The organism is Aquabacter albus (assembly GCF_040049275.1).
Taxonomy (GTDB): Bacteria; Pseudomonadota; Alphaproteobacteria; order Rhizobiales; family Xanthobacteraceae; genus Aquabacter.
On sequence record NZ_JBDZDT010000001.1, the window covers coordinates 183,992 to 198,858 of the forward strand.

General features: G+C 67.3%; 12 protein-coding genes. 9 read left to right on the forward strand and 3 right to left on the reverse strand.

Going from position 1 to position 14,867, the window contains the following annotated elements; all coding sequences use genetic code 11:
- Positions 1 to 73: 73 nt before the first annotated feature.
- From maiA to ABLE91_RS00805, 8 genes are all read left to right on the forward strand, one after another.
- Positions 74 to 718 carry a maleylacetoacetate isomerase gene (gene maiA / locus ABLE91_RS00770; RefSeq protein WP_348927474.1) on the forward strand — a complete coding sequence of 215 codons (645 nt, stop codon included), beginning with the start codon at positions 74 to 76 and terminating at the stop codon, positions 716 to 718.
- 324 nt (positions 719 to 1,042) lie between these two features.
- Entirely contained in the window at positions 1,043 to 2,131 is a 1,089-nt protein-coding gene (locus tag ABLE91_RS00775; protein WP_348927477.1) for a TRAP transporter substrate-binding protein, read from the forward strand.
- 81 nt (positions 2,132 to 2,212) lie between these two features.
- Positions 2,213 to 4,573, forward strand: a complete 2,361-nt coding sequence (locus tag ABLE91_RS00780; RefSeq protein WP_348927480.1) for a xanthine dehydrogenase family protein molybdopterin-binding subunit — start codon at positions 2,213 to 2,215, stop codon at positions 4,571 to 4,573.
- A complete protein-coding gene (locus ABLE91_RS00785; RefSeq protein ID WP_348927482.1) occupies positions 4,570 to 5,388 on the forward strand; it encodes an FAD binding domain-containing protein in 819 nt (272 codons plus the stop codon). The genes ABLE91_RS00780 and ABLE91_RS00785 overlap by 4 nt, the downstream gene beginning before the upstream one ends.
- On the forward strand, positions 5,385 to 6,503 hold the full coding sequence (locus ABLE91_RS00790) for a 2Fe-2S iron-sulfur cluster-binding protein (protein ID WP_348927484.1): 1,119 nt from the start codon (positions 5,385 to 5,387) through the stop codon (positions 6,501 to 6,503). Before ABLE91_RS00785 ends, ABLE91_RS00790 begins: the two co-directional genes overlap by 4 nt.
- Positions 6,504 to 6,600: 97 nt before the next feature.
- Complete coding sequence (locus ABLE91_RS00795) at positions 6,601 to 9,471, forward strand: FAD-dependent oxidoreductase (RefSeq protein ID WP_348927486.1); 2,871 nt, start codon at positions 6,601 to 6,603, stop codon at positions 9,469 to 9,471.
- 14 nt (positions 9,472 to 9,485) lie between these two features.
- Positions 9,486 to 10,010 carry an aromatic-ring-hydroxylating dioxygenase subunit beta gene (locus ABLE91_RS00800; RefSeq protein ID WP_348927489.1) on the forward strand — a complete coding sequence of 175 codons (525 nt, stop codon included), beginning with the start codon at positions 9,486 to 9,488 and terminating at the stop codon, positions 10,008 to 10,010.
- Positions 10,011 to 10,024: 14 nt separating this feature from the next.
- Positions 10,025 to 11,407 carry an amidase gene (locus ABLE91_RS00805; RefSeq protein WP_348927492.1) on the forward strand — a complete coding sequence of 461 codons (1,383 nt, stop codon included), beginning with the start codon at positions 10,025 to 10,027 and terminating at the stop codon, positions 11,405 to 11,407.
- Positions 11,408 to 11,476: 69 nt separating this feature from the next.
- Here ABLE91_RS00805 and ABLE91_RS00810 read toward each other — a convergent pair whose 3' ends face one another.
- Genes ABLE91_RS00810 through ABLE91_RS00820 form a run of 3 tightly spaced genes read right to left on the reverse strand, consistent with a single transcriptional unit; the run spans position 11,477 to position 13,974 of the window.
- A complete protein-coding gene (locus tag ABLE91_RS00810) occupies positions 11,477 to 12,253 on the reverse strand; it encodes an ABC transporter permease (protein WP_348927494.1) in 777 nt (258 codons plus the stop codon).
- A complete protein-coding gene (locus ABLE91_RS00815) occupies positions 12,246 to 13,028 on the reverse strand; it encodes an ABC transporter ATP-binding protein (protein WP_348927496.1) in 783 nt (260 codons plus the stop codon). The genes ABLE91_RS00810 and ABLE91_RS00815 overlap by 8 nt, the downstream gene beginning before the upstream one ends.
- On the reverse strand, positions 13,015 to 13,974 hold the full coding sequence (locus ABLE91_RS00820; protein WP_348927499.1) for an ABC transporter substrate-binding protein: 960 nt from the start codon (positions 13,972 to 13,974) through the stop codon (positions 13,015 to 13,017). The genes ABLE91_RS00815 and ABLE91_RS00820 overlap by 14 nt, the downstream gene beginning before the upstream one ends.
- A gap of 313 nt (positions 13,975 to 14,287) precedes the next feature.
- Here ABLE91_RS00820 and ABLE91_RS00825 point away from each other — a divergent pair, with 313 nt between their 5' ends.
- The gene (locus ABLE91_RS00825) at positions 14,288 to 14,845 is read left to right on the forward strand and encodes a MarR family winged helix-turn-helix transcriptional regulator (RefSeq protein ID WP_348927501.1); all 558 of its coding nucleotides are present in this window, start codon (positions 14,288 to 14,290) and stop codon (positions 14,843 to 14,845) included.
- The last annotated feature ends 22 nt before the right edge of the window (positions 14,846 to 14,867 follow it).

Consider the following 14,867-nt stretch of genomic DNA (forward strand, 5'->3'; position numbering starts at 1 on the left):
CCTTCCGCGCAGGCGGCGCCCGCGCCGCCTGCGCTTTCAAAGACGCAAAAGAACAACAAGACCTTTTCAGAGAATGCAGATGGAGCTTTACGGCTTTTTCCGCTCGTCCACCTCCTACCGGCTGCGCATCGCGCTGGCATTCAAGGGGCTCGATTACGAACCCCATTATGTCAGCCTGCCGAAAATGGAGCACCGGACCGAGGACTATATGGCCCTCAACCCGCAAGGGCTCGTCCCGGCGCTGGTGGATGGCGGGGAAATCTTCGCCCAATCGCTGGCGGTGATGGAATATCTGGAAGAGGCCTATCCGGCCCCGCCCATGCTGCCCGAGGGCATGATCGAGCGCGCTTATGTGCGCTCCGCCAGCCAGATCATCGGCTGCGACGTCCACCCGCTCAACAATATCCGCGTGCTCAAATACTTGAGGAACCGCTGGTCGCTCTCCGAAGCGGACAGCAATGAATGGTACGCCCATTGGGTAGCGGAAGGCTTCCGCTCCTTCGAGGCGACATTGGCCGCCAAGGGGCGCTCCGGCCGCTTCGTGCTGGGCGATGCACCGGGCATGGCGGACATCTGCCTCGTGCCGCAGGTGTTCAACGCCCGCCGCTTCGATTGCGACCTCTCCGCCTTCCCGCGCACCCTCGCCATCTTCGAAAACTGCATGAAAATCGACAGCTTCATCAAGACACAGCCGCAATTCCAGGCTGACGCCTTCTAGATTAGAAAAATAAAAACTACTCTTAAAAAGAGAAATACACAGTAACGAACGCAATTTTTAACCGGGATCACCGGAATGGATACGCTTCTCGCCCGTGCTCGATGCGATCTGCCTGACCCCGCTTTGGCGACCTGCCGTTCCCGCGCAGGGCGAGCCTGAAGCCATGAGCTGCATCGCCCGCGCCCCCTCTTCACCCCCGGCCGGCAACGTCCGGCCGGCCATGCCCGCCCAACCAGAAAAACAACCTGTCCAGTGCCGCTGTGATGCCGCGTCGCGCTGCCCGTTGGCGGCGCGCAAGCACCAACCAGAGAAAGGGGACCTGAAATGAAGAGACGCGATTTCCTCGCCCAGATGGCCGTGGGCGCCGCCGCCACCGCGGTCGCCGCGCCCGCGCTCGCGCAGGGCACGCCGTCCATCAAATGGCGCATGGCCACGTCCTGGCCGAAGAGCCTCGACACGATCTATGGCTCGGCCGCCGCCATGTGCAAGCGCATCTCCGAATTGACCGACGGCAAGTTCGATGTGACCCCCTTCGCCGGCGGCGAGATCGTCGGCGCGACGCAGGTCCTCGACGCCACCAAGAACAAGACCATCGAGTGCTCCCACACGCTGACCTCCTTCTTCACGGGCAAGAACCCGGCCTATGCCTTCGACGGCGGCATCGCCTACGGCATGAACGCCCGCCAGCAGAATGCCTGGTATTACGAAGCCGGCGGCAAGGCGCTGATCCAGGAGCTGTTCGCCAAGGACAACGTGGTCTCGTTTCCCTGCGGCAATACCGGCGTGCAGATGGGCGGCTGGTATCGCAAGGAGATCAAGGCGGTCGAGGATCTGAACGGCCTCAAGATGCGCATCGGCGGCCTCGGCGGGCGCATCCTCGCCAAGCTCGGCGTCGTGTCCCAGCAGATCGCGCCCGGCGACATCTACCCCTCGCTGGAGCGCGGGACCATCGACGCGGCCGAATGGATCGGCCCCTATGACGATGAGAAGCTCGGCTTCGCCAAGGTGGCGAAATACTATTACACGCCCGGCTGGTGGGAGGGCAGCGCCCAGATCACCGCGCTCGCCAACAAGGAATCGTGGGACGCCTTGCCCGCGCTCTACAAGATCGCCTTCGAGACGGCGGCCACCGAGCAGAACCTGATCATGCTCGCAAGCTATGACGCGAAGAACCCGCAAGCCCTGAAGCGCCTTCTGGCCTCCGGCGTCGAGCTGCGGGCCTTCCCGCAGCCGGTGATGGACGCCACCTACAAGGCCACCGTGGAAGTCTTCAACGAGATCGCGGCGTCCAGCCCCGATTTCAAGAAGATCTACGACCCTTGGAAGGCCTTCCTGAACGAATCCAACGCCTGGATGCGCCTGTCCGATTACCGGCTCGACAGCGCCCGCTTCTCGGCGCCCAAATGGGCGTGAGGATCTAGACTGTAAATAGCCCCTCCCCCGCAAGCGGGAGAGGGGCCGGCCTGAAGCGTTGAACAAAGAAGGAAAAGGGCCATGTCGGGTGAAGCCGTGACGGGCGATGGCATCGGCGCACGGGTCCGCCGCAAGGAGGATGCGCGCCATCTTCTGGGGCGCGGGCGCTTCGTGGGCGACATCCGTATGCCGGGCCTCAGCGACGTCGCCTTCCTGCGCAGCCCCATGGCCCATGCGCGCGTACGCTCCGTGACAAAGCCCGAGGGCCAGGAGCAGCGCGTGTACACCGCGCAGGACGCCCCCGGCGTCGGCGCGATCATCACCCGCTCGGCCATCCCCGGCTATAAGCTCTCCTCCTATCCTCCGCTCGCCACAGAGAAGGTGCGGTTCGTGGGCGACATCGTCGCCATGGCGGTGGCCCCTACCCGCGCCGAGGCAGAGGACCTCTGCGACGCCACGGTGTTCGACTATGAGGAACTGCCCCCCATCGTCGACTGCACCTCCGGCCGCGCGCCCGGTGCGGCGCTGCTGCACGAGCCATGGGGCGACAATCTCTTCCTCGAAACCTTCTTCGACAGCGGCAACATCGAGGAGGTGGCGGCGACCGCGCCCGTGAAGGTGGAGAAGCGCTTCAAGACGGCGCGCCAATGCATGCACCCCATGGAGGGGAAGGGCGTCGTCGCCTATTGGGATTTCCAGGCCAACCAGCTCGTCGTCATCACCTCGACGCAGGTGCCCCATCTCATCCGCACGGGCCTGTGCGAATGCCTCGGCCTGGAGCATGCGCAGGTGCGCGTGCAGCCGCCCGACGTGGGCGGCGGCTTCGGCTATAAGTGCCTGCTCCAGCCGGAGGAGATATTGGTCTCCTGGCTGGCGCTCACGCAGAAGCGCCCATTCCGCTGGATCGAGGACCGGCGCGAGCACCTGACCGCCGGCGCCAATGCCCGCCAGCACGAATACATCATCACCGCCTATGCGGACGAACGCGGCCGGCTGCTGGGCCTCGACGCGGAAGTGAGCGTGGATGTGGGCGCCTATTCGGTGTGGCCCTTCACCGCCTGCCTGGAGGCCGCGCAGGCGGGAGGCAACCTGCCGGGGCCCTATGTGCTCCCGGCCTATCGCTGCAAGACCTTCTCGGTCGCCACCAACAAGCCGCCCTTCGCCCCCTATCGCGGCGTGGCGCGGCCCGGCGTGTGCTTCGCCATGGAGCTGACCATCGACGCCATCGCCAAGGCGGTGGGGCGCGAGGCGGTGGAGGTGCGGGCGGAGAACCTCGTGCCCGCCTCCGCCATGCCCTACGCCAACATCACCAAGAAGTTCTACGACAGCGGTGACTATCCCGCTTCGCTCGCCACCGCCCGCGAGATGATCGGCTTCGACACCGTGCGCGCGCGCCAGCAGGCGCCGGAGAGCGACGGGCGCCTCATCGGCCTGGGGTTTTCCACCTATACGGAGCAATCGGCCCACGGCACCAAGGTGTTCGCCTCCTGGGGTATTCCCATGATCCCCGGCTTCGAGCAGGCCACCATCCGCCTGACGCCGGACGGCGGCGCGGAGGTGAAGGCGGGCATCCACACCATCGGCCAGGGGCTGGAGACCACGCTGGCGCAGGTGGCGAGCGAGATCCTGACCCTGCCCGTGGACCGGATCCGCGTGGTGCTGGGCGATACGGCCACCACCCCCTATTCCACCGGCGCCTATGCCTCGCGCGGCATTGTCATGGCGGGCGGGGCGGTGTCGAAGGCCTCCTCGGTGCTGGCGGAGCGGGTGAAGGCCATCGCCGCGCACCTCATGCAGTGCCGGCCGGATGAGGTGCGTTTCGAGGGCGGCGCCATCCACGGCGTCAACGCGACGCTCTCCTTCAAGGATGTCGCCCGCGCCTGGTATCTGCGGCCGGAGCTGCTGCCCGACGGCGTGAACACCGGCGGGCTGGAAGTGACCGAGGGCTACAAGCCCGAGGTGGACACCGGCGTGTTCTCTTATGCCACCCATGCCTGCGTGGTGGCGGTGGACCCGCGCACCGGCGCCACCGAGATCCTGGACTATGTGGTGGTCGAGGATTGCGGGCGCATGGTGAACCCCATGATCGTCGAGGGCCAGGCCTATGGCGGCGTGGCGCAGGGCATCGGCACGGCCCTGTTCGAGGAGAGCACCTATGATGCTCAGGGCCAGCCGCTCGCCTCCACCCTGATCGACTATCTGCTGCCCGGCCCCACCGAGCTGCCCAAGGTGCGCGTGGTGCACACCGAGACGCTCTCGCCCTATTCCGCCCACGGCATCAAGGGCGTGGGGGAAGGTGGCGCCATCGCGCCCGCCGGCGCGGTGGTGAACGCCATCAACGATGCGCTGCGCCCGCGCGGCGCGGTGCTCACCGAGATCCCCGCCAGCCCGGCCCGCGTGATGGCGGCGCTCAGTGCGGTCGAGGAAAGGGCGGTGGCATGAAGGCCGCAGCATTCGATCTTGCCCCCGCGGCCTCGCTCAGTGAGGCCGTGAACGCGCTTGCCGGCGATGGCGCGAAGGTGATGGCGGGCGGCTGCTCGCTCGGCCCCATGCTGAACCTGCGGCTCGCGCGGCCCAGCACCCTCGTGGACCTGCGCCGCATCGGCGAACTGCGCACGCTCCAGAGGAACGATACCCATCTCCTCATCGGCGCGGCTTGGACTCATGCCGAGATCGAGGACGGCGTGGTGCCGGACGTCACCGCGGGCCTGATGCCCCGCGTCGCGCACGGCATCGCTTATCGCGCGGTGCGCAATCGCGGCACCGTGGGCGGAAGCCTTGCCCATGCGGATCCCGCCGCCGACTGGGTTTCGACCCTCACCGCGCTCGATGCGCGCCTCGTGATCCGGGGGCCGGCAGGCACGCGGGAGGCGGCACTGCCGGACTTCTTCCTCGCCGCCTACACCACGAGCCTCGCGGACGACGAGATCATCACCGCCGTGCGCATTCCCGTGCTCTCCGGCAGCGCGCGCACCGGCTATCACAAGATCTGCCGCAAGACCGGCGAATTCGCCCAGGCCATCGGCGCCGTGGTGGTGGATGCCGAGCGCGGTTTCGCACGGGTGGTCTGCGGCGCCATCGAGGCGCCGCCCATCCTGCTCGTTGGCGCTGCGAAGGCACTCCTGGCAGGCGACCGGGTCGGCGCGCTCAGCCGCGCCAAGGAAGATTTGGACGCCGCCCTGAAGGACCACGATGCCGCCTTCCGCGCCTTGCACGCGGTGGCGGTGGAACGCGCGCTGGACGAGGCCGCAGTATGAACGCCATCACGCTCACGGTGAACGGGACGCCCATTTCGGCCAGTGTCGAGCCGCGCACCCATCTCGCCGACTTCTTGCGCGAGCACCTCTCGCTCACGGGCACCCATCTCGGCTGCGAGCAGGGCGTGTGCGGCGCCTGCACGGTGATGATCGACGGGACTCCCCAGCGTTCCTGCATCGCGTTCGCGGCCGTTTGTGACGGCGCAGACATCCGCACCATCGAGGGGTTCGACGACGACCCGGTGATGGGCGAACTCCGCGAGGCCTTTTCCAGCCATCACGCCTTGCAGTGCGGCTTCTGCACGCCGGGGATGCTCATCTCCTCGCGCGACATCGTCACCCGCCTCGGCGCCGTGGACGAGCGCACCATCCGTGAGGAGCTGAACGGGAATCTGTGCCGCTGCACCGGCTATGTGGGCATCGTGAACGCGGTCCATGCGGTGGCGAAGGACAAGACGCCGGCGACGCGTCAGGAGGCGTCAGCGACGATTGCCGCTCCCATGGCAGTGCCGGCCGCGCCCGTGGCGGAGAAGCCCCGTGCCGCTCCAGCCGCGAGCGCTGCCGTTTCCAGCGGCCAGGGCTGGAGCGAGATGAGCCAGAGCGTGCCCATCACCGCGCCGCCGGAGGCCGTGTGGACGGCGCTGAAGGATGTGCGCGTGCTCGCCGAATGCCTGCCGGGCGCGGAGATCGAGGCGTTTGACGGGCGCACGGCGCGCGGGCGCATGAGCGTGAAGTTCGGGCCCATCAAGGCGAGCTTCGGCGGCGAGGCAGAGGTCTCCTTCGATGAAGCCGCGCGCACGGGCCTCATCTCCGGCTCCGGCCGCGACGGCGGCTCGGGATCGCAGGTCAAGGGCGAGCTCGGCTTCGCTCTGAAGGAGGACGGCTCTGCCAGCCGGGTGGATGTCACCCTTCGCTATCGCGTGGCCGGGCCGCTGGCCCAGTTCTCACGCGGCGCGCTGGTGCAGAATCTGGTGGGTCACCTCGCATCCCTGTTCGCGGACAATCTGGCGGCGCGCCTCGGCGGGACGCCGGCGGCAACGCGGCCGAAGGAACTCAATGCCTTCAGGCTGCTTCTCGCCACGCTCATGTCCTGGCTGAAAGGGCAGCGCGGCTAGCGGGCCGAGGGCATCATGACATGAGCGTGTCGCGATGCCTTGCCCTTGGGAAAATAGAAAGTATACTGATTAAAATTTGCCTTTCGAGGAGGTTCGGATGGCTTGGCGGAATGCGGCGGCGCGCGATGCGCTGAAGGATGGCGGAGTGGTGGACGTCGAGATCGACGGCACCCCCATCCTGCTCTTTCTCATGGGCGATGAGGTCTATGCCACCCACGGCATCTGCACCCATGCCTTGGCTTTCCTGAAAGATGGATGGGTGGAGAACGGCACCGTCGAGTGCCCGCTCCACCAGGGCATATTCGACATCCGCACCGGCGAGGCCCTGTGCGCGCCGCTCACCGAGGACCTGCGCACCTATGCGGTGAAGGTGGAGGGCGGCGAGGTCTATGTGGACCTCGAAATGCGGGCTACACCGCATAAAATCACACCTGAAGCAACAGAGAAGAACGCGCCGCAAGAGAAGGCACCGCAGGAGGAAGGTCTGCATCTGGTCGTGGTCGGTGCGGGGCAGGCATCCGCCGCCGCCATCCGTGCCGCCCGGTCGGCGGGATTTAACGGCCCCATCACCCTCCTCGGCGCCGAGCCGCACCTTCCTTACGAGCGCCCACCGCTGTCGAAGGAGCTTCTGAGCGGAAAGGCGGATTTTGCCTCCTGCATGCGCCTCACGGAGCCGGATACGGAAGCGTTCGGCGTCGTCCATCGCCCTTCCACCCGCGCCGTGAGCGTGGACGCGCAGGCCAAGACGGTCGCCCTTGCCGACGGCTCGACTGTTCCCTACGACGCCCTGCTCCTTGCCACCGGCGGGCGGGCGCGGCGCCTCGCCGTTCCCGGCGGCGACCTTCCCGGCGTGCACTATCTGCGCACCCTGGAAGACGCGCAGGCCATCGCAAAAGGGCTGAAGGGCGCCAAGCGGGTGGCAGTGGTGGGCGGCGGCTTCATCGGCATGGAGCTGGCTTCGGCCGCGGTCGATCAGGGGTTGTCCGTCACGGTGCTGGAGCGCGAGAGCGAGCTGATGGCGCGCCTCATGCCACCCGCCCTCGGTGGGGCCTTCCGCCAGCTGGCGCAGAAGGCGGGCGTTGAGGTGCGGCTCGGCGTGGCGGTGGAGGCCATCGCGGCCTCCTCGCGGGGACTGGTCCTCTCCACATCGGACGGGCTGTTGGAGAGCGATCTCGTCCTCGTGGGCGTGGGCCTCGAACCGGAGACCGAGCTTGCCGTCGCGGCGGGCTGCGCGGTGGAGGGAGGCATCATCGTCGATGCGCAAGGGCGCACCACCGTTCCCGGCATCTGGGCGGCGGGCGACTGCACGCTGCATCATGTGGCGGTGAACGGCCGCCGCCGGCGCCTGGAAAGCTGGCAGAATGCCGAGGACCAGGGCGCGGCCGCCGGCCGCTCCATCGCCGGCATCACCGAGGTCGCGGCGGACAAGGCGCCATGGTTCTGGACCGACCAGTTCGGCCTCAACATCCAGATGCTCGGCACGCCGGACGCGGACGACCTCGTGGCGGTCTCGGGCGATGAGGGCGGCAAGGGCGCCGTCTACCGCACGCTCGATCCCGCATCCCGCCGCCTCACCGCGGTCATCGCCTTCTCGGACCCCGCCGCCATCCGCGCCGCCCGCGCGGAACTGGCGAGCAATGCCCCCTTCGATCTGGAGGCTGCCCAGGCCCGCCTCCTCACCGACACCGACGAAGAAACCCCGGAGGACGAGGACATGAGCGCAGATCCCGCCGCCCAGTTCGCCAAGAAATATGTGTGGCCCAAGGAAGGCCTCACCGCCATTCCCGACTGGGTCTATACGGACGAGACCATCTACCAGCGCGAGATCGAGCGCATCTTCCAGGGCCGCACCTGGAATTATGTGGCGCTGGAATGCGAGGTTCCCAACCCGGGCGACTTCATCCGCTCCCATGTGGGCCCCACCCCCATCGTGGTGGCACGGGCGGAGGACGGGACCATCCACGCCTTTGAGAACCGCTGCGTCCACCGCGCGGCGGAGTTCTGCCGGGACCTGTCGGGCAACACCAAGGAGTTCGTCTGCCCGTACCACCAGTGGTCCTACGACCTGAAGGGGAACCTCGCAGGCGTTCCGTTCCGCCGGGGCGTGGACGGCAAGGGCGGCATGCCCAAGGACTTCAAGAATTCCGAGCACGGCCTGAAGCAGCTCGCCGTCACCACCCATCGCGGCGTGGTGTTCGCCTCCTATGTCCACGACATGGAGCCGCTTGAGGACTATCTGGGTGAAGAGGTGCTGCGCGAGTTCGAGGCCACCTTCGACGGCCGCAAGCTGACCCTGCTCGGCCACTATCGCCACAGCCTGCCGGGCAATTGGAAGCTCTATCACGAGAACCTCAAGGACCCCTACCACGCCACCCTGCTGCACACCTTCCTGGTGACGTTCGGCCTGCTGGTGGCGGGCAACAAGTCCCTCATGCTGGCGGACCCCTCGGGGCGCCACGGCGTGATGGCCTCGGCCAAGTCCACCGCCGCCGTCTCGGACGACAAGAAGAAGGAGATGCGCGCCTACAAGGAGGGCATGACCCTCCAGGAGCCGCGCTTCATGGACTTCATCGACGAGTTCGACAGCCCCTGGTCGGTCACCATGGCCACCATCTGGCCGAACCTCATCGTGCAGCGGGAGATGAACACGCTGGGCATCCGCCAGATCGTGCCCACCGGCCCGCATGAATTCATCATGAAATGGACCATGTTCGGCTTCGAAGGCGACGATGAGGAGATGACCCGCCACCGCCTGCGCCAGGGCAACCTCATGGGGCCCGCCGGCTTCCTCGGTCTTGAGGACAACGAGGCCATCAAGTTCGTGCAGGACGGCATGGTGCGCGTGCCGAACGGCGAGCATCTCGTGCAGCTCGACCCCGACACGGAGGGCACCGCCGACACGCTCATTTCGGAGGCCGCCATCCGCGCCATGTATCGCCACTGGCGCGATGCCATGGGCATTGCCTGAGAGGGAGACGCGCCATGCTGACCGTGCCCGACAAGAAGGTGCCCACGCAGGACCAGGCCATCGCCGCCATGCTTCTGAAAGCGGAGGTGGAAGCCTTCAACACCGCTTATAGCGCCGCCCTCGACGAGCAGCGCCTCTCCGACTGGGCGGAGCTGTTCACGCCCGATGGCTTCTACATCATCATCTCGCGGGAGAACCATGACCGCGGCCTACCCGTGGGCCTCATCTATTGCGAGAACCAGGGCATGATCCGCGACCGCGCGTTCGCCCTGGAGAAAACCGCCATGTTCGCCCCGCGCTATCTCAGGCACATGGTGGGCAACGTGGCGGTGGAGCCGGAGGACGCGGACGGGCTCATCGTCGCCCGCGCCAATTACGTGGTGTTCCAGGTGCTGTTCGACCGGCCGGACGCCACCATCCACCAGGTGGGGCGCTACGAAGATGTGTTCCAGCGCACGCCCGGGGGCCTGCGGCTGAAGAAGCGCGTCTGCGTCTATGACAGCCTGCTCATCGACAACGCCTTGTGCATCCCGGTGTGAGGCGGAAGGACATCATGCAGGATCAGGCTGAGACGGTCGCGCAGCGCGCCGCCGCGCACAGGAGCGGCGCGCGCAAGGTGACCGACACCATCGGGCAGACGCTGGAGCGGGCGCAGGCCGTCCAGCGGGCCTTCAACGCCTTCGCCTCCCTCGATGCGGATGCGCACATCGCAGCCGGAGCGGAAAGCGGGCCTTTGGCGGGCGTGGCCATCTCCGTGAAGGATATCCTCGACGTGGCGGGCCTACCCACGCGCTGGGGCTCGCCCTTGTTCGCGGAGGCCGCCCTGGCCAAGACCGACATGGCCGCCGTGGCGCGGCTGAAGGCGGCGGGCGCCGTGGTGATCGGCAAGACCACCACCACGGAATTCGCCCATTCCCCGCTGGGCTCTTCCCCCCTCACGGGGATGACGCTGAACCCGTGGAATCCGGCCCTCACCTGCGGCGGCTCCTCCGCCGGCGCGGGCACCAGCATTGCTGTGGGCGCGACGCGGGTGGCGCTCGCCACGGACGCGGGCTGCTCCACGCGCCTGCCGGCGGCCTGCACCGGCGTCTACGGCCTCAAGCCCACGCTGAGCCTCATTCCCCACGAGCGGGTGCCGGACGGGTTCGGCAGCTTCATCCATCTCGGACTTCTGGGACGAAGCGTCGCCGACATCGCGGCGGTGCTGCCGGTGGTGGCGGGGCCGCAGCCTAACGATCCCTGGAGCCTGCGACCGCCGGCGGCAACGCCCGTAGCGGCCGATGCGCCGCTGGCGGGAAAGACGGTGCTGCTCTGGATGCGCACCGGCAACCGCATGGTCTCGCGCGAGGTGGAGGCGGCAACGCGCCGCGCGTCCGCGATCCTGGAGGAACTGGGCGCGGACGTGCGCGAGGCGGACTATGGCTTCGCCCATCCCGACCCCATCTGGAAAACCCTCCAGCAGACCAATTGGGCCCTGCGCTTCGCGTCTTCCTCGGAGACGGAATTGGCGCGGCTCTCGCCCACCCTCCTCGCGGGGATCGAAGAGGCGAAGGGCTATAGCGGCCTCGACCTCCAGCGCGCGCAGGTGGCCCGCACCCAGCTTTTCCGCGCGGTGCAAGGAGTGTTTGCGGGCGTCGACTTCATCCTCACACCCTGCACCTCCGCCGCGCCCGTAGCGGCGGATTTCGACCTTTCGGGGCCGCTCATGGTGGATGGCGCCGAGGCGGGGGATCTGCGGTCCGAATGGACGGCGGCGCTGTCGCTGTTCGACCTGACGGGCCATCCCGCCATCGCCCTGCCGGTGGGGCTTGGGGACAATGGCGGCCCAGTGGCGGTGCAGCTCGTGGCGCCATGGCATGGAGATATGGCGCTGCTCGGCGCCGCCGCGGCTTTTGAAGCGCGCGTGCCGCCGCCAGTGTGGGCGGGAGCGGTTTAGCCCGGGTCTTTCCTGCTTTGCGCGTCCCCTCCCCCCAAGCGGGAGAGGGGGTCCGAAGGCATCAAGCCTTCAATGCCCCTCGGCCCTCCCCTGCTTCCAGGGCAGGCAGATGCGCTCCAGCACGTCGATCACCGCGATCATCGCCACGCCCAGCACCGCCAGGATGAGGATGGCGGCGAACACGCGCGGGGTGTCGAACATGCCCTGGGCCGTGAGGATCACGTAGCCGAGCCCTCTCTGGGAGGAGACGAACTCCCCCACGATGGCGCCCACCAGAGCCAGCGACATGGTCACCTTCAGCCCGGCGAAGATGTGCGGCAAGGCGCAATAGAGCTTGATGCGCAGCAGCACCTTCAGCCGCGAGCCGCGCAGCGCCTTGGCGAGATCCAGCGTATCGGCGGGCACCGAGCGCAGGCCGAGGGCCGTATCCACCACGATGGCGAACACCGCCACCAGGAAGGAGATGGCGATCTTCGGCTCGGACCCGGTGCCGAACCAGATGATGAAGAGCGGCGCCACCGCCACCTTCGGCACGCTGTTGAGCGCCACGAAAAGCGGGAACAGCAGCTTGTCCAGCACGCTCCATTCCACGATCAACACCGCGAACAGGATGCCGAAGATGGACGCGCTGGCAAAGCCCGCCAGCGTGATCAAGGCGGTATAGCCCGTCTGTTCCGCGAACCAGCCCGGCGAGGCCGCGATCTCCGCGAACACCACCGAGGGCGCCGGCACGAGGATGGGCTTCACATGGAGGATGTGGACCGCCGCCTCCCACACGATGAGCGCGGAGATGGCGCCAAGGACCGGCAGAAGGAGGCGCCGCAGGAAGAGGAGGCCGTCAATCATGGATCAGGCCCATGGTTTCGAACAGATGGCGGAAATGGCGGGTATAATCGAGGAATTGCGAGCTCTCGCGCACGGCGAGGCGGCGCTCGTCCGGCAGGTCCAGCACCACATTCTCCACGATGCGCCCCGGGCGCGGGGAGAAGACCACGATGCGGCTCGACAGGAACACCGCCTCCGAGATGGAGTGGGTGACGAAGACAGTGGTCATGCGCCGCTTCAGCCAGAGATGGTGCAGGTCCACATTGAGCTGGTCGCGGGTGAGGGCATCGAGCGCGCCGAAGGGCTCGTCCATGAGCAGCAGGCGCGGGTCCAGCAGCAGCGAGCGGCAGATGGCGGCGCGCTGGCGCATGCCGCCGGACAGGGCGGCGGGATAGGCGCCGGCGAAGTCCTTCAACCCCACCATGGCGAGAAGCTCGCGGGCACGGGGCACATACGCCTTCTTGGACAGGCCGCCGAAATCCGCCGGCAGCAGCACGTTCTCCAGCACGTCGAACCAATCCAGCAGCGCATCGCGCTGGAAGGCGATGCCGAGCCGCTCCGGCGGGCCGGAAATGGCGCGCCCGTCCAGGGACAGGGTGCCGGCGCTCGGCGCCTCAAGCCCGGCGAGGCAGCGCAGGAACGTGCTCTTGCCGCAGCCGGAGGGGCCGAGCAGGCTGACGAACTCCCCCTCCCCGATATCGAGGGAAATGTCGTCGAGGGCGAGGAGCCCCTTCTTCCCCCCGAACGTCTTGGTGACGTTCTTCGCCGCGATGAGGGCGGTTTCAGCGCCCGCCATTGGCCGCCTCGGCGATGAGCGCCGGATCGAGGAGCGCATTGGTGAAATAGTCGCCCGCCGCCTGGCCGGCGGGGACGAGCCCGCCCTCGGCCAGCACGGAGAGGGACTTTGTCCAATCCTCCTCCGCCATTACCCCCATGGGCTTGTCCTTGGTGGCGGGGGTGGAGACGAAGCCCTTCAGGGTCTCGATCTGGGCGCGCAGTACGGCGGGGTTCAGCTTCGCTTGCGGGCGCGCGGCGATGATGGCCTCGACGCCCTCATCCTCGTGCCCGTTGAAGATGTAGGTCCAGGTGCCCGCCACGATGGAGGAGAACCGGCGCAGCGCGTCCGCCTTCTCGGCGATGCTCTTCTCGGTGGCGAACAGGCCGAAGCTGGGGAATTCCAGGCCGTAATCGGCGAACTTGATGGCGGCGGCGGGGCGCTGCGCCTCCACCAGCGGCAGCAGGAAGGGCACTGAGGAGAAGGCACCGTCCGCGCGCCCGGTCATGTAGGTCCCCGCCTTCGCGGCGGCATCCACCGCGATCAGTTCCACGTCGGCGCGCTTCAACCCGCCGGCGGCGAGGAAGCGATCGATGAAGGGGGCCTCAAGCGAGCCGGCGGTGAAGGCCAGCTTCTTGCCCTTCAGGTCCGCCGGCTTGGTGATGCCGCTGTCCTTGGGCACCAGCAGGCCGATATCGTTCTGGCGGATGAAGTTGGCGATGGCCTTCACCGGCAGGCCCTTGGCGCGGGCGATGGCCATGGGCGCGAGGGACGCATGGCCCACGTCGAACTCGCCATTGCCCACGATCTGCACCGTGGCGACCGAGCCGTTGCCGTCGGCGATCTCCACGTCGAGTCCGTGCTTGGCGAACAGGCCCTTCTTCGCGGCGAGGTGGAAAGGCGCCTGGTTGCCCCACGGCGTCCAGTCCAGCCGGACGCGGATCACATCCGCGGCGGATGACGCCAAATTAATCAGCATACAGCTTATTAGGGCGGCAAATGCTACAGGGATCATCTTTGAGCGCATGACAGATTCCCCGTCTTCTGGAAGTTTTCTATAGGCTCAACGAAAGCAGAAAAGAGCATGCCCATCAAGCCATAAAGGGGTATGCTGCGCGAATGCTGATTGCACTCTCATCGCTGCCGCCGAGCCAGCGGTGGCGATGGGGGGTGACGGATCGGCAGGCTTGGAATTGCGGAGATTGCCGGCTAATGGGCGCCCATGCTCCCATATGCTTCAAGCTGGGCGCATCGCCGCGGGATCACGATTGGGACGACGCATGCAAGTGAAGGGTCGGGGCGAGGGAAAATTGCATGAGGTGGAGCACGGGCGTCACGACATGATCCCGTCCATGCCGCTTTCGGCGCGGCCCGGCTTCCTGGTGCGGCGGCTGCACCAGATCCATTCGGCGATCTTCCTGGAGGAGTGCAAGGATTTCAGCCTCACCCCGGTTCAGTACGGCCTGATGACCGCTTTGCTCCAGCATTCGGGGAGCGACCAGCGCACCCTGGGCGTGGAGGTGGGCATCGACCGCACCAATGTGGCCGACGTGCTGGAGCGCCTCGCCGAGCGTGGCCTGGTGCGGCGCGAGCGGTCCGAGACCGACCGGCGCTCCATGAACGTCTTCCTCACCGATGAGGGCCGCACGCTGGTGGAGCAGATGTATGCCAGCATGGTCCGCGCCCAGGAGCGGCTGCTGGCGCCGCTGGACCCTGAGTTCCGCCCGGCCTTCATGGCCATGCTCACCCAGCTGGTGGAAGGCAACAACCAATATAGCCGCGCCGAGATGCGGGCCGACTTCAAAGGCCGGCGGGGACGGCGCAAGGGCGAGGAGTGAAGCCCCCGCCCGGTAAGCGCAT